15 protein-coding genes are annotated in these 15,748 nt (G+C 63.9%); 8 read left to right on the top strand and 7 right to left on the bottom strand.

Going from position 1 to position 15,748, the window contains the following annotated elements; all coding sequences use genetic code 11:
* Positions 1 to 84: 84 nt before the first annotated feature.
* Both SPHS8_RS12950 and SPHS8_RS12945 read left to right on the top strand, forming a co-directional pair.
* Positions 85 to 513 (top strand): hypothetical protein, encoded by a 429-nt coding sequence (locus SPHS8_RS12950; RefSeq protein WP_097093833.1) that lies wholly within the window; start codon positions 85 to 87, stop codon positions 511 to 513.
* A gap of 86 nt (positions 514 to 599) precedes the next feature.
* Positions 600 to 1,499 carry a UTP--glucose-1-phosphate uridylyltransferase gene (locus SPHS8_RS12945; protein WP_201515850.1) on the top strand — a complete coding sequence of 300 codons (900 nt, stop codon included), beginning with the start codon at positions 600 to 602 and terminating at the stop codon, positions 1,497 to 1,499.
* Positions 1,500 to 1,766: 267 nt separating this feature from the next.
* Here the strand turns inward: SPHS8_RS12945 and ssb are convergent, their stop codons facing one another.
* The 4 genes from ssb to SPHS8_RS12925 all read right to left on the bottom strand — a co-directional run bounded on the left by ssb (position 1,767) and on the right by SPHS8_RS12925 (position 5,219).
* Entirely contained in the window at positions 1,767 to 2,333 is a 567-nt protein-coding gene (ssb, locus tag SPHS8_RS12940; protein WP_201515849.1) for a single-stranded DNA-binding protein, read from the bottom strand.
* Between the two features lie 25 nt (positions 2,334 to 2,358).
* Entirely contained in the window at positions 2,359 to 4,215 is a 1,857-nt protein-coding gene (gene feoB / locus SPHS8_RS12935) for a ferrous iron transporter B (RefSeq protein ID WP_097092551.1), read from the bottom strand.
* The gene (locus SPHS8_RS12930; RefSeq protein WP_201515939.1) at positions 4,212 to 4,466 is read right to left on the bottom strand and encodes a FeoA family protein; all 255 of its coding nucleotides are present in this window, start codon (positions 4,464 to 4,466) and stop codon (positions 4,212 to 4,214) included. The genes feoB and SPHS8_RS12930 overlap by 4 nt, the downstream gene beginning before the upstream one ends.
* 87 nt (positions 4,467 to 4,553) lie before the next feature.
* Complete coding sequence (locus SPHS8_RS12925; RefSeq protein WP_201515848.1) at positions 4,554 to 5,219, bottom strand: COQ9 family protein; 666 nt, start codon at positions 5,217 to 5,219, stop codon at positions 4,554 to 4,556.
* 141 nt (positions 5,220 to 5,360) lie between these two features.
* Here SPHS8_RS12925 and SPHS8_RS12920 point away from each other — a divergent pair, with 141 nt between their 5' ends.
* From SPHS8_RS12920 to ribH, 6 genes are all read left to right on the top strand, one after another.
* Positions 5,361 to 6,053: an energy transducer TonB gene (locus tag SPHS8_RS12920; protein WP_201515847.1), complete on the top strand. Its 693-nt coding sequence runs from the start codon at positions 5,361 to 5,363 to the stop codon at positions 6,051 to 6,053.
* Between the two features lie 65 nt (positions 6,054 to 6,118).
* Entirely contained in the window at positions 6,119 to 6,574 is a 456-nt protein-coding gene (locus tag SPHS8_RS12915; RefSeq protein WP_201515938.1) for a hypothetical protein, read from the top strand.
* Between the two features lie 8 nt (positions 6,575 to 6,582).
* Positions 6,583 to 7,563 (top strand): bifunctional diaminohydroxyphosphoribosylaminopyrimidine deaminase/5-amino-6-(5-phosphoribosylamino)uracil reductase RibD, encoded by a 981-nt coding sequence (gene ribD / locus SPHS8_RS12910; RefSeq protein ID WP_328805331.1) that lies wholly within the window; start codon positions 6,583 to 6,585, stop codon positions 7,561 to 7,563.
* Between the two features lie 32 nt (positions 7,564 to 7,595).
* Positions 7,596 to 8,207: a riboflavin synthase gene (locus SPHS8_RS12905; protein ID WP_201515846.1), complete on the top strand. Its 612-nt coding sequence runs from the start codon at positions 7,596 to 7,598 to the stop codon at positions 8,205 to 8,207.
* 71 nt (positions 8,208 to 8,278) lie between these two features.
* Positions 8,279 to 9,562 carry a 3,4-dihydroxy-2-butanone-4-phosphate synthase gene (gene ribB / locus SPHS8_RS12900; protein ID WP_201515845.1) on the top strand — a complete coding sequence of 428 codons (1,284 nt, stop codon included), beginning with the start codon at positions 8,279 to 8,281 and terminating at the stop codon, positions 9,560 to 9,562.
* Positions 9,563 to 9,576: 14 nt separating this feature from the next.
* Positions 9,577 to 9,999 carry a 6,7-dimethyl-8-ribityllumazine synthase gene (ribH, locus tag SPHS8_RS12895; protein ID WP_097092547.1) on the top strand — a complete coding sequence of 141 codons (423 nt, stop codon included), beginning with the start codon at positions 9,577 to 9,579 and terminating at the stop codon, positions 9,997 to 9,999.
* A 68-nt stretch (positions 10,000 to 10,067) separates the two neighbouring features.
* On the opposite strand, the gene SPHS8_RS12890 is transcribed toward ribH, so the two are convergent.
* From SPHS8_RS12890 to SPHS8_RS12880, 3 genes are all read right to left on the bottom strand, one after another.
* The gene (locus tag SPHS8_RS12890) at positions 10,068 to 11,150 is read right to left on the bottom strand and encodes an alkene reductase (RefSeq protein WP_201515844.1); all 1,083 of its coding nucleotides are present in this window, start codon (positions 11,148 to 11,150) and stop codon (positions 10,068 to 10,070) included.
* A 98-nt stretch (positions 11,151 to 11,248) separates the two neighbouring features.
* The gene (locus SPHS8_RS12885; RefSeq protein WP_236575133.1) at positions 11,249 to 12,514 is read right to left on the bottom strand and encodes a DUF445 domain-containing protein; all 1,266 of its coding nucleotides are present in this window, start codon (positions 12,512 to 12,514) and stop codon (positions 11,249 to 11,251) included.
* Between the two features lie 71 nt (positions 12,515 to 12,585).
* Positions 12,586 to 15,747, bottom strand: coding sequence for an efflux RND transporter permease subunit (locus tag SPHS8_RS12880; protein WP_097092545.1), 3,162 nt, complete (start codon positions 15,745 to 15,747; stop codon positions 12,586 to 12,588).
* Position 15,748: the final 1 nt, after the last annotated feature.

Genomic DNA, 15,748 nt, shown 5'->3' with positions numbered 1-15,748 from the left:
TTTGTGCAGGATTCATGCGGGCAAAGGAAGAAAACAAGCCGGGGGCGGGTCGTGAATCATATAGCTGAGATAAAAGTGAGGGCGGTGTCTGAATATGCGCCGGAGGACGCAGCGCTGCTCTGTGCCGTTGGTCGTCTGGTCTGTGCCTGGACGATGCTGGAGCAGAGTCTGGAGGCGAAAATCGCCATGATGCGGGAAGCCATGGGTGACGTGCGAACCGTCGGCACCCGGACGCGCCCTGGAATGGCGAAACTGATGACGGAACTCCGCACGATGGTGGCGATGCGTGACAAGCGCAACGCCAGCGCCTTGACGGAAATTTCGGATATCGAGCGGCACATGCAAAGGATCGATCGCTTCCGGTCGCTCATCATTGGCGGCTTTCAGCAGCCAGCGCCCGGCGGCTTTACCTGCCGCGACGCGCGGAACAATCACACGCATGTCTCGCTTGATCACCTCGATGCGGAGATATCTTCGCTCGAAACGGTGGCGCAGCGCCTGCTGGCCGTCTGACCGGGCGAGGTAATCCTCCCGCTATGCTTGACCTTTGACGCGTGGAGGGCGAAGCCTGTCCGCGCGTCTAGCGAGAATGGAGTACCATGCCCTACAAGCCGATACGCAAAGCCGTGTTTCCTGTTGCAGGCCTCGGCACGCGCTTCCTGCCTGCCACCAAGTCGGTGCCCAAGGAATTGCTGCCGGTCGTCGACCGCCCGCTGATCCAATATGCCGTCGACGAAGCGCGCGAGGCGGGGATCGAGCAGATGATCTTCATCACCGGGCGCGGCAAGGGCGCGATCGAGGATTATTTCGACATGGCCTTCGAAGCCGAAGCGACCCAGCGGGAGCGCGGCAAGGACCTGTCCGCCCTTGACGGCACGCGCCTGGCACCGGGCAACGCGGTCTTCCTGCGCCAGCAGGAACCGCTCGGCCTCGGCCACGCCATCTGGTGCGCGCGCGACATCGTCGGCGATGAACCCTTCGCCATCCTGTTGCCCGACGAATTCATGAAGGGCGCTCCCGGCCGTGGCTGCCTCAAGCAGATGGTCGAAGCCTATGATCAGGTGGGCGGCAACCTCGTCTGCGCGCTCGAAGTGCCGATGGCCGACACCCCAAGCTATGGCGTGATCGATCCGGGCGAGCGCAATGGCCCGCTCACCGAAGTCAGGGGCCTCGTTGAAAAGCCCGCGCCCGGCACCGCGCCGTCCAACCTCATCCTGCCGGGCCGCTATATCCTGCAGCCAGAGGTCATGAAGATCCTCGCCACACAGGAAAAGGGCGCGGGCGGCGAGATCCAGCTGACCGACGCCATGGCTTCGATGATCGGGCAACAGCCCTTCCACGGCGTGACCTTCGACGGCCGTCGCTTCGACTGCGGGTCAAAGGCGGGCTATATCGAAGCCAACCTGGCACTCGCGCTGGAACGCGAGGACCTTGGCGAACATATCCGTGAATTCGCCCTAGCCGAACTGGGCGCGACGACGATCGCCGCAGCTGCCTAAGGGCATGGGCTGAAAAAGCTGGCCCCGCTCCTCATCTCCCCTCCCGCAAGCGGGAGGGGCCGGGGGTGGGCCAGCGCAACATCAGCCACGCTTAGCAATGGCCAGCACAGAAGCTCGCTCCGCTCGCGCCCACCCATAGCCCTTCAAACGAGTCACATGCCCAGTTTGAAGGGCTATGGGAGCCGCATGTTCTGACGTTCCCCAACACGCATAAAAAAGGCGGCTCCCCAATGGAGCCGCCCTCTACCTCGTGCCAAAACAAAACCCTCAGAACGGCACTTCATCATCCAGATCATTGTCGAAATTCGGCCCGCCAGCGCCGCCGCGCCCGCCGCCCGATGAGCGGCCGCCGCTGCCGCCGCCAAAGCCGCCGCCGCTGCTGCCACCGCCGAAATCATCATAATCGCCGCCGAAGCCGCCAGAGCTGGCGCCCCAGTCACTGCCGCCGCCTTGCGAGCGCCCGCCACCTTGGCCACCGCCCGGCGCGCCGTCCAGCATGGTCAGCACCGCGCCTGGCCCCTGAAGCACGACTTCGGTGGTGTAGCGGTCATTACCCGACTGGTCCTGCCACTTTCGCGTGCGCAGCTGACCCTCGACATAGACCTTCGAACCCTTGCGCAGGAACCGCTCGGCGACGCCCGCCAGTCCTTCGGAAAAGATCGAGACGCTGTGCCATTCGGTGCGCTCCTTGCGCTCGCCCGACATGCGGTCCTTCCAGCTTTCGGACGTGGCAATGCGAAGGTTGCACACCTTGCCGCCATTCTGGAAGCTCTTCACCTCCGGGTCGGCGCCCAGATTGCCGACCAGAATGACCTTGTTGACCGAACCCGCCATATTTCCTCCGATACTTTGGAGGTTCTTATAGCCCCGCTGCCGTCGCGGTCCAGTAGGTCAGGCCCGCAGCGGCATAGGCAAGCGCGAAAAGATAGCCGATCATGAAGAGTGGCCATCTCCAGCCATTGGTTTCGCGCTTCGTAACGGCGATGGTCGAAATGCACTGCGGCGCGAAGACGAACCAGGCGAGAAACGCAAGCGCAGTGGGCAGCGGCCAATTGTCCTTCAGCCTGTCGCCAAGGCTGCGCTCCAGCTTTGCCTCATCCTCGTCGGCATCGAGCGAATAGACGGTGGCGAGCGCCGATACCGCCACTTCGCGCGCCGCCATCGCCGGGATCAGCGCCAGGGAAATGTCGCGGTTGAAGCCGATCGGCTCCAGCACGACGTTGAGCCCGTTGGCGATCCGCCCGGCGACCGAATAATTTACCTGGCTGACGGCACTGTCTTCGGGCGCCTTGGGAAAGCTCAGCAGCAACCAGAGGATCACCGTGGACGCGAAGATGATCGTGCCCGCGCGCTTGAGGAAGATGATCGCGCGCTGCCACAGTCCCAGCACGATGTCCTGGGGGCGCGGCCATTGATATTTCGGCATTTCCATCAGGAATCCGCCGCTTGCGCCCTTTGTTACCGTAAGGCGCAGCACCAGCGCCACCAGCATCGCACCGATAATTCCGGCAATATACAGGCAGAAGAGGACGAGGCCCTGAAGGCCGATGCCCAGACCCACATTCCGCGCGGGAATGAAAGCGCCGATGATGACCGCATAGACCGGCAGCCGGGCCGAGCAGGTCATGAGCGGCGCAATCAATATGGTCGTCAGACGATCCTTGGGATCGGAAATGGTGCGCGTCGCCATGATCCCGGGCACGGCGCAGGCGAAGGACGAAAGCAGTGGAATGAAGGCGCGCCCCGACAGGCCGACGCGCGCCATCAGGCCATCCATCAGGAATGCGGCGCGAACCATATAGCCGGTCGCTTCCAGCATCAGGATGAAGAAGAAGAGGATCAGGATCTGCGGCAGGAAGACGACGACCGATCCCACGCCATTGATGACGCCATCCACCAGGAAGGACCGTAGCAGTCCGTCCGGCAGCGCGTCGCTTGCTGCCGAGCTGGCCGCTTCCGCCAGCCCTTCGATCATGGCGATGGGCGCTTCCGACCAGGCATAGACCGCCTGGAACATGATGAAGAGCAGCGCCAGCAGCAGCAGCAGCCCGGCGACGGGATGCAGAGCGACCCGATCGACCGCAGCCGTCAACCGGCGGGAAGGTGTTTCGCGCACCACCGCCGCGCGGGCGATCCTGCGGGCCTCGCTCCGCAACGCGTCGAAGCCAAGCGGCGCGGCGGAGGGCCGCGCCTTGACGCTGCCATCGAACAGCGCGTCCAGTTCAGTCCGCAGATGGTCGAGGCCACGCTTGCGCACCGCGACGGTCGAGATCACCGGCACGCCCAGTTCGCGCGAGAGGATATTCGCATCCAACTCCAGCCCATCGCGGGTGGCGAGGTCGACCATATTGAGCGCTACCACGGTCGGCAGGCCAAGCGCGATCAGTTCAAGGGCGAAGCGCAGGTGATTGTCGAGATTGGAGGCATCCACGACCACAACCAGCGCATCCGGCAGGCGTTCGCCATGCTGTTTGCCAAGCACGACGTCACGGGTCACCTGCTCATCGGGGCTGGTGGGGTTGAGGCTGTAAGTGCCGGGCAGGTCGACCAGTTCGAGCGGGCGGCCATCGGACAGCGACAGCCTGCCTGCCTTGCGCTCTACGGTCACGCCCGGATAATTGCCGAGTTTCTGCCGCGCGCCGGTCAAGGCGTTGAACAGGGCGCTCTTGCCGGCATTGGGGTTGCCGACCAGCGCAACCAGCGGCAGGCTGCTCATGCGGCGTCCGCCGGGCCCGTGCGGACTGTGATCGCAGCGGCGTGATTGCGCCGCATGGCAATGGTCATGCGCCCGACCTTGCAGGCGATCGGACCTCGGCCAAGCAGGCCGCCATGGTGAAGCGCTTCGACGCTCGCGCCTTCGCACAGGCCGAATTCACGCAAGCGCTGGCCGTCCGAAGCGGTCAGCGCGTCCCAGTCGATCAGGTCCACATAGGCTGGCTGGCGCAACGGCAGTTCGGTCAGGCGCAAGGGAGAAGAGCTCGCTGAAGTCACCTGCGAGTGACTATCAATATAGATAGGAAAAGGCCAGCCGGAATCGCGGCCTCCTCGTTGGGGTCAGATGGCGGGATAACGGAGCCTGCCGATGAAGCGGGCAAGGCTCAGCCTCTCCCCGCCGCCGATGCCCTTCCACTTGGCCTTCGCTCGTTCGAAGCGCATTACGCCTTCGATGCGGCGATCGAGGAAGGCGCGGCTGTCCGCCCAATTGTCGCTCTCGTCATCGACGAACACCAGCAGCGTCGCGGCATAGACGCCCGCCAGCGTCAGGCGCTTGCTATAATGATTGAGGTCGGTGGCGTGATCGCCAGCGGCGCGCCACATGACATCGGCCGCCCGCCAGCCCAGCCGCGCCGCCCGAACGCTGTTCTGCGGCAGCGCCATGATGGCGAGCGCGCGGCGCAACGCTTCCCTGTCGCGGGCGAGCAGTGTCAGCCGCGCCGTTATCAACGCGACGATGCGCTGGCGGATCGACATGGTGACCAGCTTTTCCGGCGGGAGCGCCTCCAGCATGCCTGCGTCGATGCTCGCGAACCAGGCGTCGATCATGTCCATCGCTCCGCCGGGAAAGGCGAGCTGCGCGATCTCGGCATCCACGCGTCCTTCCGAAGCGGCCATGGTGACGGCTTCCGCCCGCCATCCGTCGAAGGCGGCGTGGCGCGGCACGATTGGCGCGAGATACGCCCGCACTTCGTCCAGGGTCGGGTCTTCGGGTAACGTCTTCATGGATCCTATGGTAAGGCGCCGCATGCCAGCGCACAAGTTCCCTCCTGACACGAACATAATGTTGCAACATATCACTAGATATGATGTAACATTATGTTTCAGCGGCGGCTCAAGCCGCGCAAGTTGAGGATGGAGGATGCAATGGCAGTATCGGCAATGCATGCGGCAAATGGCCACCAGCGTGGCTACAGCGGTGGCGGGGGATCACCCGCCGCAATCGGGGCGACCATCGCGGTGCATGCGCTGGTGGTCGGCGCTTTCATCCTGATGCCCAAGGAGGTGATCGCGCCTTATGTGCCGCAGATCCTGATCGGCAATCAGATCCCCCTCGATCCGCCGCCGCCGCCCGAAGCCCAGCCGCAGCCCGCCGAGACCAAGCTTCCGGCCCAACCGACCATAGACCCGATCCCCTCCAATCCCGATGATCTGGTGAAGCTACCCAATAGCGGGGAGGGGCCGGTAGTGCCCACAGGCGGAACAACCGCTGGCACCGGCGCGAGCGGCAGTGTCATCGATCCGCCCATCGAGCCGGCGCGCGAACCCGTTGTCACAGAAGTCGGCATCGACCCGCGCGCCATGGCGGCTTTCCAGCCCGATTATCCCGGCTCGATGATCCGGCAAAGCGTGGAAGGATCGGTCACCGTCCGCGTCAGCATAGGCGCGGACGGCAGGGTGACGGGCATCGAGCGGCTGTCTGCGACCGATGAGGCCTTCTGGATCGCCACCCAGCGGCATGCGATGCGCAAATGGCGCTTTCGCCCCGCGACTCGCGATGGCGTGCCGGTGCCAGGAACAAAGGTTCTCACCGTCCATTTCAAGGTGACCGACAGGTGAGCATGGCGCCGCCGGATGCAAGGCGCGGCTTTGCATCTGGCGCTGCCCTATCCTATATAGCGGCGATGGCGATCTTCCCCCGTCCGGTCTCTCCCAAAAGCGCGCTTGGCGACCTGTGGACCTATTTCCGCGAGAATCGGCCGCATAAATGGCCGCTGCTCGGGCTGTCGATGGCGATCACCTGGGTCATCATCTGGGTGTTCATGGTCGACGCCAACACCAACACCATGCCGACCCGCAACAAGATCATCTATGTGCAGAGCTGGGACGCGAGCCGGTCGGACGCCGCCATCATCCTGCAGCAGAAGATCGACCTCGCGAAAAGCGAAGCGGCGCTGCAAAAACGGCAGAAGCAGATGCAAGGATGGGCCGACGCATTCGGCATCGACTGGCGCACCGAGGAAGCCCGCAACAGCGCCAGGCGCAAGGAAGCGTTGAAGCAGATCAACGCGCAGCTCGATTCGCGGCTGGCCAAGGCGGAAGCGGCGGAAAAGGCCGCGCCCAAGACCAGCCAGAATTGAGTTTCCCGATGGCCGACCCCGCCGACGACTGCCGTTTCATGGCAGCGGCCATTGCCCTGTCGGAACGTGGCCGGGGCCTGTCCACGCCCAATCCCAATGTCGGCTGCCTGATCGTTCGCGATGGAGCCGTCGTCGGCCGTGGCTGGACCCAGAAGGGCGGTCGCCCCCATGCCGAAGCGCAGGCGCTGGAAGAGGCGCAGGATCAGGCGCGCGGCGCGACCGCTTATGTGACGCTGGAACCCTGTTTTCACCTGTCCGCCCGTGGGCCGCGCTGTGCCGACCTGATGGCACGAGCGGGCGTCGCCCGCGTGGTGATCGCGCTTCGCGACCCCGACCCGCGTACCGATGGGCAAGGCGCAGGGCATCTGCGCTCGCGCGGCATCCAGGTTGAAATGGGCGTGATGGCGAAGGAGGCTGCTGCGGCCATGCGTGGTTTCGTCCTGCGCCAAACGCTGGGCCGCCCCGCCGTCACCCTGAAGCTTGGCCTGTCGCTCGACGGCTGCATCGCGCTCAGGGACGGGGCCAGCCGCTGGATCACAGGAGAGGCCGCGCGCGCGCATGCGCATCTGGAGCGGGCGCGCCATGACGCCATCCTTGTCGGCGGCGGCACACTGCGCGCCGACGCCCCGCGCCTCGATGTGCGCCTGCCGGGGCTGGAGGATCGCTCTCCCCGCCGCCTGCTGCTGACGCGCGATGCGCCCGAAGGTTGGGAAGCCGTCGCGCAGCCCGAAGAGATCGCCGCGCTCAATCATGTCGATCATCTGATGGTGGAGGGTGGCGCTTCAACCGCAGCGGCGTTTCTGCGAGCCGATTTGGTCGACCGTCTGCTCCTTTACCGCGCACCGATTATCATCGGCGGGGGCCTTGCTGGCATCGGCGACATCGGCCTGTCGGACCTCGCCCAGGCGCATCATCGCTGGACCCTGACCGACGCACGGCAACTGGGCGATGACCGGCTGGAGGTTTACGAAAGGCGGCGCGGCGCTTAGGAGCGTCACCGAACCAGCAGGATCACGCACCCATGTTCACCGGCATCATCACCGACATCGGCACCATCCGCTCCGCCGAACAGCGGGGAGACCTTCGCCTCGTCATCGGCACCGCTTATGACATGGACAGCGTTGCGATCGGCGCCTCGATCGCCTGCTCCGGCGCTTGCCTTACAGTGGTGGAGAAGGGCGCCGATTGGTTCGCCGTCGATCTGTCCGCCGAAACCGTGGATCGCACCGCGCCCGGTCTCTGGCGGCAGGGCGCCAGGCTCAATCTGGAACGCGCGCTCAAGGTGGGTGACGAGCTTGGCGGCCATATCGTGACCGGCCATGTCGATGGCGTCGGTACATTGGTATCGGCCGCCCCTGAGGGGGATTCGACCCGGCTGGTGATCGCCGCGCCTCCCGCACTCGCTTCCGCTCTCGCGGCCAAGGGATCGATCACCCTCGATGGCATTTCGCTGACCGTCAACAGCGTCGAAGATCAGCCGGACGGTTCCGTCCACTTCGGCCTCAACATCATTCCGCACACCGCCGCTGCGACGACGTTGGACGCTCTGGCCGAAGGGCGATCGTTCAATCTGGAGATCGACGTGCTCGCCCGCTACCTTGATCGGATGCAAAGCCTGCGCCAAGCAATGTGATTGCAGCTTGATAAAATCACATCATGATGTGATAACCGCACTCCAAGACCCTGTTGGTCAAGGAGTCGCTCATGTCTTCAGCTCTTATCGATACCGTCCGCACCCTGGTGAATGAAGGGGGCATGTCCCGTTCGGGGCTGGCACGCGCTGCGGGCCTTCATGCCAATTCTCTCCGCAGACTGGGCGAAACCGACTGGAATCCCACTGCCGAAACGCTTGGCAAGCTGGAAACCTATCTGGCCCGGCGCGAAGGCGGCACCGCCCTCGCCTCGCCGGAAGAGATCATCAACGAAGCCCGCAATGGCCGCATGTTCATCCTGGTCGATGATGAGGACCGGGAAAATGAAGGCGACCTGGTGATCCCGGCGCAAATGGCGACGCCGGACGCGATCAACTTCATGGCGACCCATGGCCGTGGCCTCATCTGCCTGGCCTTGACCAAGGATCGGGTCGATCATCTCGGCATCGACCTCATGAGCCGCAACAACGGCACGCGGCATGAAACCGCCTTCACGGTGTCGATCGAAGCGCGGGAAGGCGTCACCACCGGGATCAGCGCCGCCGACCGCGCGCGCACCATCTCCGTCGCGATCGACGGGTCAAAGGGGCGTGACGACATCGTGACGCCCGGCCATGTCTTCCCTCTCGTCGCCAAGGATGGCGGCGTGCTGGTGCGCACCGGCCATACCGAGGCGGCCGTCGACGTGGCGCGTCTCGCCGGACTCAATCCGTCGGGCGTGATCTGCGAAGTGATGAAGGACGACGGCACCATGGCGCGCCTCGATGATCTCATCCCCTTCGCCCAGAAGCACAAGATGAAGATCGGCACGATCCGCGATCTCATCGCCTATCGCCGCCGTCATGACCATATGGTCGAGCGGCGGGCCGAAACCGTCTTCAACAGCAAGTGGGGCGGCGACTGGAAGGCGATCAGCTTCTACAACAAGGCAACGCAGAGCGAGCAGCTGGTGCTGCAAAAAGGTCATGTCTCGCCTGATGAGCCGACGCTGGTGCGCGTCCATCAACTCTCGCTGCTGGACGATGTCTACGGCGCCAGCGGTCCGCGCTGCGAGATATTGGGCAAGTCGATGGAGATCATCGCGAAGGAAGGCGCTGGCCTGATCGTCGTGCTGACCAGCAATTCGCCGACCGATTTCCTGACGCGTATCCTGCGCCACCATGCGGGCCAGCCGGTCAGCGGCATGGACGAACTGCGCGATTATGGCGTGGGCGCGCAAATCCTTGCGGAACTTGGCGTGCACGACATGGTGCTGCTCACCAATAGCAGCCATAGCCTCATCGCGCTTGACGGCTATGACCTTGCCGTGGTTGGGCACCGGCCCATCGAGCTATAGGAAGGATAACGGCCGTGGCGAAATTCCTGATCGTTGAAGCCCGCTTCTACGACCATCTCAATGATCTGCTGATCGAAGGCGCGGTGGCCGCGTTGGAGGCGGAAGGGCATAAATATGACGTCGTGACGGTGCCGGGCGCGCTGGAAATCCCCGGCGCGGTCGCGCTGGCGGCGGAGTCCGGCCGTTATGACGGCTTCGTGGCGATCGGCGTGGTGATTCGCGGCGAAACCTATCATTTCGAAGTGGTGTCGAACGAAAGCGCGCGGGGCCTCATGGCGCTCAGCATGGATGGCATCGCCATTGGCAACGGCATCCTCACCGTCGAGAACGAGGCGCAGGCGCTCACCCGCGCCAAGCCGGATGAAAAGGACAAGGGCGGCGAAGCTGCAAAGGCCGCCATTGCCATGCTGGCGTTGCGCGAGAAATTCGGCGCCTGATCCCTGCGCCACTGCTCACAAGAAAAAGGGCCGCCCTTGATCGGAGCGGCCCTTTTTCCATCAAGGGTTCAGCCTGCCTTGGCGAGAACCGGATAATCGACATAGCCCTCGCGGCCCTGCGTGTAGAGCGTGTCGGTGCTCAAGGGATTGAGCGGAGCGCCTAGCGACAGGCGATCCGGCAGGTCCGGATTGGCGATGAACGGGCGTCCGAAGCTGATCGCCTGGGCAAGGCCGCTGTCCAGATCCTCCTGCGCCCGCGCCGCGTCATAATCGCTGTTCAGAACGAGCGGCCCGTTGAAATGACGGCGGATCAGGGGGGACTGGCGCGGAACGTCGCTCGCTCCCCGTGTGCCCTCCGGACGCAGTTCGCGCATCTCGAGGAAGGCGATCCCGATCGGGTCCAGCGCCTTGGCGATGGCGATGGCAAGGCTGGCGGGATCGCTATCGTCCGTGCCTTGCGACGCGCCGTTGATGGAGATGCGCACCGCCGTTCTGTCAGCACCGATGGCATCCGCGACGGCCTGGGTGATTTCGCGCAGCAGCCGGACGCGCTTCTCCGGGCTGCCGCCATACTCGTCCTGCCGCTGGTTGACGCCGTCGCGCAGGAATTCGTCTAGCAGATAGCCGTTCGCGGCGTGGATCTGGACGCCATCGAACCCGGCTTCACGCGCGTTGCGCGCAGCGGTGACATAGCTAGCGATCAGGCCTGGGATTTCGTCCGCTTCCAGCGCGCGCGGCTGCTCATAGGGCTTGTTGCCGTCATAGCTATGGGCGTGGCCGGGCGCGGTGATCGGGCTTGACGATACGGGCTGCTGCCCGCTGACGCTGGAATGGACCAGGCGGCCCATGTGCCAGAGCTGCGCAAAGATGCGGCCGCCCGCATCATGCACGGCCTGGGTGATCGGCTTCCAGGCTTCCACCTGTTCTGCAGACCAGATGCCGGGCGCGAATGGCCAACCTAAGCCTTGCTGAGACACGCCGATGCCTTCGCTGATGATCAGGCCCGCCGTGGCGCGCTGGCGATAATAATCGGCCATGATCGGCGTTGGCACATGGTCGCGGGTCGCGCGGGCGCGGGTCAGCGGCGCCATCAATATCCGATTGCGCGCCTTGACGGCGCCTAGCTGAACGGGATCGAAGAGGCTGGTCACGAAAATCCCCTATCAAGGTTGCTATTTGCAACTGAAATGCTCGTTGACGCCAATTAGGGAGCCAAATTCAGGCTTTCAAGGCCGCGCGCCGCAAAATGTCAAAACAGCGTGTCGACCGTGTGAATGGCCAGGCCGACGAGTCCACCGACCAAGGTCCCATTGATGCGGATATATTGCAGGTCGCGCCCGACGGCGCTCTCCAGTCGGCCGGTCACCGTGCCCGCATCCCAGCCGCGCACGGTCTCGCTGACCAGCGTCACGATGGAATCGCCATAGGCGGCGGTCGCGCCGACCGCAGCCCGGCGCACGAAGCGGTTGATCAGCAGGCGCAGGCGCGAATCCTCCTGCAATGTCGTTCCCAGTTGCTGCAATGCTTCGCCGAGCCGCCCGGCCATCGCCTTGCCGGGGTCACGCACCGCGCGCAACAATCCGGAACGGGCTTGCTCCCACAGGCCGTCTATCCAACGCTGCATCGCCGGATTGTCCACGATCTCGTCACGGATGCGCGCGACGCGCTCCTGCATCGCGGGATCGAATTGCAGGTCGCTTGCCAGCTTTGCCATGCCTTCTTCGGCCTTGAGGCGCAGGCTATGTTGCGGGTCAGCGGCCATTTCCGCCAGCAGCCGCCGCAGCCCGTCGATGATCGCGTTGGACAGGTTTTCGTCCAATCCTGTCCATCGCAATATCTTGCCCGCCCGGTCATGCACCATCTGGCGGATAAGATGGTCATTGGCCTCCAATGTGCGGTCGGCCCAATGGATGATGCCGTCCATCACCGGCGCATGGCGGCCGTCGCGCATCGCCGCCTCGATGGCCTGCCCGATCAGCGGGGCGACGTTCATGCCGCGCAGCCGTTGGGCAATGGCGCCCTTCACCATGCCGCCAAGCCTCTCCTGATCTAGCGCCTCCAGCATGTCCGCCGCCAGCCGCGATGCGCCTTCGCGCAAGCGGCCGTCCCCGCCTGCGGGGCTGGCGAGGAAGCGCCCGGCGGCCGCTGCGACATCCAGCCGCTGCATCCGGCGCGCGACAACGGCGGGGGTCAGGAAATTGTCTCTCAGGAACAGCGCAAGCGTGTCGCCAATCCGGTCCTTGTTGCGCGGGATGATCGCCGTATGCGGGATCGGCAGTCCCAGCGGATGCCGGAACAGCGCCGTCACCGCGAACCAGTCCGCCAGACCGCCCACCATGGCAGCTTCCGCAAAAGCCTGAACGAAGCCGATCGCGGGGTGCAGGTGGACCGTGGATCGCGCGGCGAGGAACAGCAGCGCCATCGCGATCAACATGCCCGTCGCCACCAGCCGCATGTCGCGCGGGGTCCGGGCAGGGGCATGCGCGGCGGGCAGGGACACAGGAAGCTGCTTCATCGTCCGTCCAACGGTTACGCCGCCGTTTCGTTCAGCCGCACGCGTCTTTCACGCTGATCAGCCAATTGGCTTCACTCCGCCGGTTGTGCAGTTCCTTCATGCTTTGCGTCGTCTCCCGCCTTATAAGTAAGCAGGCGTCGGCCAAGGCGCGGTCCCGCCCATCCTTCCAGCTGCAACGCCAAACTGAATGTCGCCGGCACGATGACGAGCGTGAGGAGCGTGGACAGAAGCAGCCCGCCGATCACCGTAATACCCATCGGCGCGCGCCACGCGCTGTCCCCGCCAAGCGAAACCGCGGTCGGCACCATGCCCGCTACCATTGCGACCGTGGTCATGACGATCGGCTGCGCGCGCTTGTGCCCGGCATCGATGATCGCGTCGAAACGAGGAACACCCTTCTGGATTTCCTCGAGCGCGAAGTCGATCACCAGGATCGAGTTTTTCGCCACGATGCCCAACAGCATCAAGACGCCGATCATGACCGGCATCGAAATGGGATTGCCGGTAAGATGCAGTGCCAGGGCGCCGCCGAGCGGGGCCAGCAGCAGCGAGCCGAGATTGACGAAGGGCGGCATCAACCGCTTGTACAGCAGCGTCAGCACCGCGAGCACCAGCAGTATCCCGGAAATCACCGCGACGGCGAAGTTCTTCAGCATTTCCGCCTGCCATTTGGACTCCCCGGTATTGATCTTCTGAATGCCGGTGATGCGGCCTTCGTTGATCTCCTTCATCGTGGGCAGGGCGTTGATCTTCTTCATCGCCTGACTGCTGACGATGCCTGGGGCAAAGTCGGCATCGACGACGATCCGGCGTATCTGATTATATCGGCGGATTTGCGTCGGCCCAGCGCCGAATTCGACGTCGGCAACGACTTTCAGCGGAACCGAACCGCCGTTGACCGTCGGTACGGGCATGTTCTCGATGGTCGTGATATCGCTTCGGCTATTCTCCTCCACCGCGACGCGGATCGGGATCTGCCGGTCCGAGAGCGAGAATTTCGCGGTATTCTGATCAATGTCGCCGATCGTCGCCACCCGGATCGTCTGGCTGAGCGCGGCCGTCGTGACGCCAAGGCTGGCGGCCAGGTCGAAGCGCGGCTTGATGATGATCTCGGGCCTGTTCATATCGCCCTGTACCCGAGGCGCCCTGATTTCCTTCACGCTCAGCATCTCGCCGACCAGCTTGTTTGCAGTTTGGTCAAGCAGTTCGGCATTGTCGCTGCCCAGCATGATGGTAACGTCACGGCCCATGCCGCCGCCTGCCTGCGACTGGAAGTTCACGCGCGCATCTGCGATTTGCTGGAATTTGGGCGCCATGCTGCGTTCCCATTCCACGGAGGACGCAGGCCGGTCCTTCTTGAGCGTCAGATAGATGTTGGCGCTGGTCGGTTGGATGTCCGCGAAAGCCGCGTCGACAAATTGCTTGTCCGCCGTCAGCATGTCCGCCACGCGGCGCGCAACCTGAGTAGTCTGCGCAAGCGTGCTGCCTGGCACGGTTTCGATCTTCACCTGGCTGTAATCGGTGTTCATCGACGGCTGAAACGCCATCGGCAGGGTGCCGAAGGCAAGCAGCGTCGCCAGGAATGCGAGGCCCCCTATGCCCACCGTCCAGATCCGGTGATCGCGCAGCCATGCGGCAAAGCGCGGCCTTGCGCCCCGCGTGCGATGCGCATTGGCCCGGCTTTCATCCAGCGACCAGTGGAGCACCCGCATATAGACGTCCATCAGCCAGCCTTCGCCATGGCTTTCCTGCCCATGCGCCTTCAGGAAATAGGCGGCGATCATCGGCGTGATCAGGCGAGCGACGGCCAGGCTGAGCAGCACCGCCACCACGACGGTCATGCCGAACTGGATAAAGAACTGGCCTGAAATGCCCGGCATCAATCCGACCGGCAGGAACACGGCAACGATCGCCATGGTCGTAGCCAGCACGGCCAGCCCAATTTCGTCAGCCGCGTCGATCGAGGCCTGGTAGGCTGTCTTCCCCATGCGCATATGGCGGACGATATTCTCGATTTCCACGATGGCATCGTCGACCAGCACGCCCGCAACCAGACTCAAGGCCAGGAGCGAGGTTACGTTGAGCGTGAACCCCATCATATCCATGAACCAGAAGGTCGGAATGGCCGACAGCGGAATGGCCAGCGCGGCGATGATCGTCGCGCGCCAGTCGCGCAGGAACAGGAACACCACGACGACCGCCAGCACCGCGCCTTCGATCATCGACTGCATCGCCGCGTGGTACTGGCTCTTGGTGTAATCGACGCTGTTGAACAGCTCCCTGTAACGGACCTTCGGATTTTCCTTCTTCAGCTGCTCCATCACCTTCATAGCATCGTCGAATACGGTGACGTCGGATGATCCCTTCGCCTTTTCCAGGCTGAAGCTCGTCACCTGCATGCCGTTCATCAGCGAAAGCGATCGCTGTTCGGCAAACATGTCGCGAACATCGGCTAGGTCGGACAGCTTTACGGTGCGGCCCCCTGGGATGGCTATCTGGGTCTGGCCAAGCGCATAGGCATCCTGTGCGTTGCCGAGCACGCGGATGGCCTGTTCGGCTCCGGCGATTTCGGTGCGTCCGCCCGCAGCGTTCAGGTTGACCTGCTGCAACTGTTGATTGACCTGCGCGGCGGTGACCCCATGGGACTGCAACTTTGCCGGGTCGAGAATGACGCGTATCTCGCGGGTGACGCCGCCACCGCGCCGGACTGCAGCCATACCCGGCACCGCGAGCAGCCGCTTGGCGACGGTATTGTCGACATACCATGACAATTGTTCGAGGGTCATGTCGGTGGCTTCGGCGCTGAAATAGGCGATCGGGCGATCGGCATCCAGGCGCGTCACCTGCGGTTCCAATATGCCTTCCGGCAGGTCGCTGCGGATTTGGTCGACCGCATTCTTGACGTCATTGACGCCCCGGTCGATCGGAGTTCCGATCTGGAACTGGACGATCGTCGTCGACTGACCTTCAGAGACTGTCGAGGTGATCTCGTCCACGCCGCTGATGCCACGCACCGCCGCTTCGACGCGCTGGGTTACCTGGGTTTCCAGTTCAGGCGGTGCGGCGCCCGGCTGTAAAACCATCACTTGAGCAACGGGAAAGGTGACATCCGGCTGCTGGTTGACGTCCATGCGGCCGAAGCTGACCATGCCGGCCAGCAGCAGGGCTACGAACAGCACGAGCGGGGACACCGGGTTGCGGATGGCCCAGGCAGAGATATTGCGAAAACTCATG

Source organism: Sphingobium sp. S6, assembly GCF_905120495.1.
In the GTDB taxonomy this organism is placed as follows: Bacteria; Pseudomonadota; Alphaproteobacteria; order Sphingomonadales; family Sphingomonadaceae; genus Sphingobium; species Sphingobium agri.
Note: the sequence above shows the minus strand (reverse complement) of the source record. Positions and strands in the feature narration are given on the sequence as shown.

Excerpts from the sequence above, each read along its gene's own strand:
- SPHS8_RS12945 (WP_201515850.1), top strand. The coding sequence starts at position 600 with ATGCCCTACAAGCCGATACGCAAAGCCGTGTTTCCTGTTGCAGGCCTC.
- ssb (WP_201515849.1), bottom strand. The coding sequence starts at position 2,333 with ATGGCGGGTTCGGTCAACAAGGTCATTCTGGTCGGCAATCTGGGCGCC.
- ribD (WP_328805331.1), top strand. The coding sequence starts at position 6,583 with ATGGCCGACCCCGCCGACGACTGCCGTTTCATGGCAGCGGCCATTGCC.
- SPHS8_RS12885 (WP_236575133.1), bottom strand. The coding sequence starts at position 12,514 with ATGAAGCAGCTTCCTGTGTCCCTGCCCGCCGCGCATGCCCCTGCCCGG.
- SPHS8_RS12920 (WP_201515847.1), top strand. The coding sequence starts at position 5,361 with ATGGCAGTATCGGCAATGCATGCGGCAAATGGCCACCAGCGTGGCTAC.
- feoB (WP_097092551.1), bottom strand. The coding sequence starts at position 4,215 with ATGAGCAGCCTGCCGCTGGTTGCGCTGGTCGGCAACCCCAATGCCGGC.
- SPHS8_RS12905 (WP_201515846.1), top strand. The coding sequence starts at position 7,596 with ATGTTCACCGGCATCATCACCGACATCGGCACCATCCGCTCCGCCGAA.
- SPHS8_RS12880 (WP_097092545.1), bottom strand. The coding sequence starts at position 15,747 with ATGAGTTTTCGCAATATCTCTGCCTGGGCCATCCGCAACCCGGTGTCC.
- SPHS8_RS12925 (WP_201515848.1), bottom strand. The coding sequence starts at position 5,219 with ATGAAGACGTTACCCGAAGACCCGACCCTGGACGAAGTGCGGGCGTAT.
- ribB (WP_201515845.1), top strand. The coding sequence starts at position 8,279 with ATGTCTTCAGCTCTTATCGATACCGTCCGCACCCTGGTGAATGAAGGG.
- SPHS8_RS12915 (WP_201515938.1), top strand. The coding sequence starts at position 6,119 with ATGGCGATCTTCCCCCGTCCGGTCTCTCCCAAAAGCGCGCTTGGCGAC.